2 rRNA genes are annotated in these 2,900 nt (G+C 56.6%); both read right to left on the bottom strand.

Annotated features, from left to right (window positions below):
• Positions 1-13 precede the first annotated feature (13 nt).
• Positions 14-130, bottom strand: a 5S ribosomal RNA gene (gene rrf, locus ON33_RS07095).
• 121 nt (positions 131-251) lie between these two features.
• Positions 252-2,900: ribosomal RNA gene (locus ON33_RS07090) — 23S ribosomal RNA — on the bottom strand; the annotation flags it as partial.

The raw sequence follows: 2,900 nt of genomic DNA, 5'->3' as shown, positions 1-2,900 counted from the left end.
TTCGCGAAGGATGTTCCGGCGGTGTCCTACTCTCCCACACCCTGTCGAGTGCAGTACCATCGGCGCAGGTGGCCTTAGCTTCCGGGTTCGGAATGGGACCGGGCGTTTCCCCACCGCTATAGCCGCCGTAACTCTATGAAACTGTCACACAGAGAGCCAGGACACGAACCCCGTTACCGGGCCCCGATTCCTGTCTTCTCAGTGATCTGTGTGTTGTTTCAGATACTGCACAGTGGACGCGTAGCTTCTTTGTTGGTAAGTCCTCGGCCTATTAGTACCAGTCACCTACATCTGTTACCAGACTTCCAGTTCTGGCCTATCAACCCAATGGTCTGTTGGGGGCCTTACCCCCTCGAGGGGGTGAGAAACCTCATCTTGGAACAGGCTTCCCGCTTAGATGCTTTCAGCGGTTATCCCTTCCGAACGTGGCCAACCAGCCGTGCTCCTGGCGGAACAACTGGCACACCAGAGGTTCGTCCGTCCCGGTCCTCTCGTACTAGGGACAGCCTTCCTCAAGTTTCTAACGCGCGCGGCGGATAGAGACCGAACTGTCTCACGACGTTCTAAACCCAGCTCGCGTGCCGCTTTAATGGGCGAACAGCCCAACCCTTGGGACCTACTCCAGCCCCAGGATGCGACGAGCCGACATCGAGGTGCCAAACCATCCCGTCGATATGGACTCTTGGGGAAGATCAGCCTGTTATCCCCGGGGTACCTTTTATCCGTTGAGCGACACCGCTTCCACTTGCCGGTGCCGGATCACTAGTCCCGACTTTCGTCCCTGCTCGACCTGTCGGTCTCACAGTCAAGCTCCCTTGTGCACTTGCACTCGACACCTGATTGCCAACCAGGCTGAGGGAACCTTTGGGCGCCTCCGTTACATTTTGGGAGGCAACCGCCCCAGTTAAACTACCCACCAGGCACTGTCCCTGAACCCGATCAGGGTCCGAGGTTAGAGGTCCAATACGATCAGAGTGGTATTTCAACGACGACTCCCACGACACTGGCGTGCCGCTTTCACAGTCTCCCACCTATCCTACACAAACCGTACCGAACACCAATACCAAGCTATAGTGAAGGTCCCGGGGTCTTTTCGTCCTGCCGCGCGTAACGAGCATCTTTACTCGTACTGCAATTTCGCCGAGTCTGTGGTTGAGACAGCTGAGAAGTCGTTACGCCATTCGTGCAGGTCGGAACTTACCCGACAAGGAATTTCGCTACCTTAGGATGGTTATAGTTACCACCGCCGTTTACCGGGGCTTAAATTCTCAGCTTCGCGCCGAAGCGCTAACCGGTCCTCTTAACCTTCCGGCACCGGGCAGGCGTCAGTCCGTATACATCGTCTTACGACTTCGCACGGACCTGTGTTTTTAGTAAACAGTCGCTTCTCACTGGTCTCTGCGACCCCACCCAGCTCGATCCGTAAAGGACGTCACCAGGCGTGGTCCCCCTTCTCCCGAAGTTACGGGGGCATTTTGCCGAGTTCCTTAACCACAGTTATCTCGATCGCCTTAGTATTCTCTACCTGACCACCTGTGTCGGTTTGGGGTACGGGCCGTGTACCAACTCACTAGAGGCTTTTCTCGGCAGCATAGGATCACTGAATTCGCCTCAATCGGCTACGCATCACCTCTCAGGCTCATGAGACACGGATTTGCCTATGTCTCGCCCTACAGGCTTACACCAGGTATTCCATCACCTGGCCCAGCTACCTTCCTGCGTCACCCCATCGCTTGACTACTACACCCAGGGTCCCATGCAGCCACTTCTCTTCACCCGAAGGTGATAGGTCCGCTTTTGGATGGTTAGCACAGATGATTCGCCATTGGGCGCGGATACACGGGTACGGGAATATCAACCCGTTGTCCATCGACTACGCCTGTCGGCCTCGCCTTAGGTCCCGACTCACCCTGGGCGGATTAACCTGGCCCAGGAACCCTTGGTCATTCGGCGGACGAGTTTCTCACTCGTCTTTCGCTACTCATGCCTGCATTCTCACTCGCATGGCCTCCACGGCTGGATCACTCCGCCGCTTCCCTGGCCACACGACGCTCCCCTACCCATCCAGACACCTGGCTCGAAAGCAGGCTATGTCTGAATGCCGCGGCTTCGGCGGTGTACTTGAGCCCCGCTACATTGTCGGCGCAGAATCACTTGACCAGTGAGCTATTACGCACTCTTTCAAGGGTGGCTGCTTCTAAGCCAACCTCCTGGTTGTCTTCGCGACTCCACATCCTTTTCCACTTAGTACACGCTTAGGGGCCTTAGCCGGCGATCTGGGCTGTTTCCCTCTCGACTATGAAGCTTATCCCCCACAGTCTCACTGCCGCGCTCTCACTCACCGGCATTCGGAGTTTGGCTGACTTCGGTAAGCTTGTGGGCCCCCTAGGCCATCCAGTAGCTCTACCTCCGGCGAGAAACACGCGACGCTGCACCTAAATGCATTTCGGGGAGAACCAGCTATCACGGAGTTTGATTGGCCTTTCACCCCTACCCACAGCTCATCCCCTCAGTTTTCAACCTAAGTGGGTTCGGGCCTCCACGACGTCTTACCGTCGCTTCACCCTGGCCATGGGTAGATCACTCCGCTTCGGGTCCATAGTGTGCGACTCGACCGCCCTATTCGGACTCGCTTTCGCTACGGCTCCCCCACACGGGTTAACCTCGCCACACACCGATGACTCGCAGGCTCATTCTTCAAAAGGCACGCCATCACCCTACAAAGGCTCTGACGGATTGTAAGCGCACGGTTTCAGGTACTATTTCACTCCCCTCCCGGGGTACTTTTCACCTTTCCCTCACGGTACTAGTCCGCTATCGGTCACCAGGTAGTATTCAGGCTTATCGGGTGGTCCCGACAGATTCACAGCAGATTTCACGGGCCCGCTGCTACTCGGGAG

The sequence above is a fragment of the Nocardia niigatensis NBRC 100131 genome (genome assembly GCF_000308655.1).
GTDB classification, from domain to species: Bacteria; Actinomycetota; Actinomycetes; order Mycobacteriales; family Mycobacteriaceae; genus Nocardia; species Nocardia niigatensis.
Note: the sequence above shows the minus strand (reverse complement) of the source record. Positions and strands in the feature narration are given on the sequence as shown.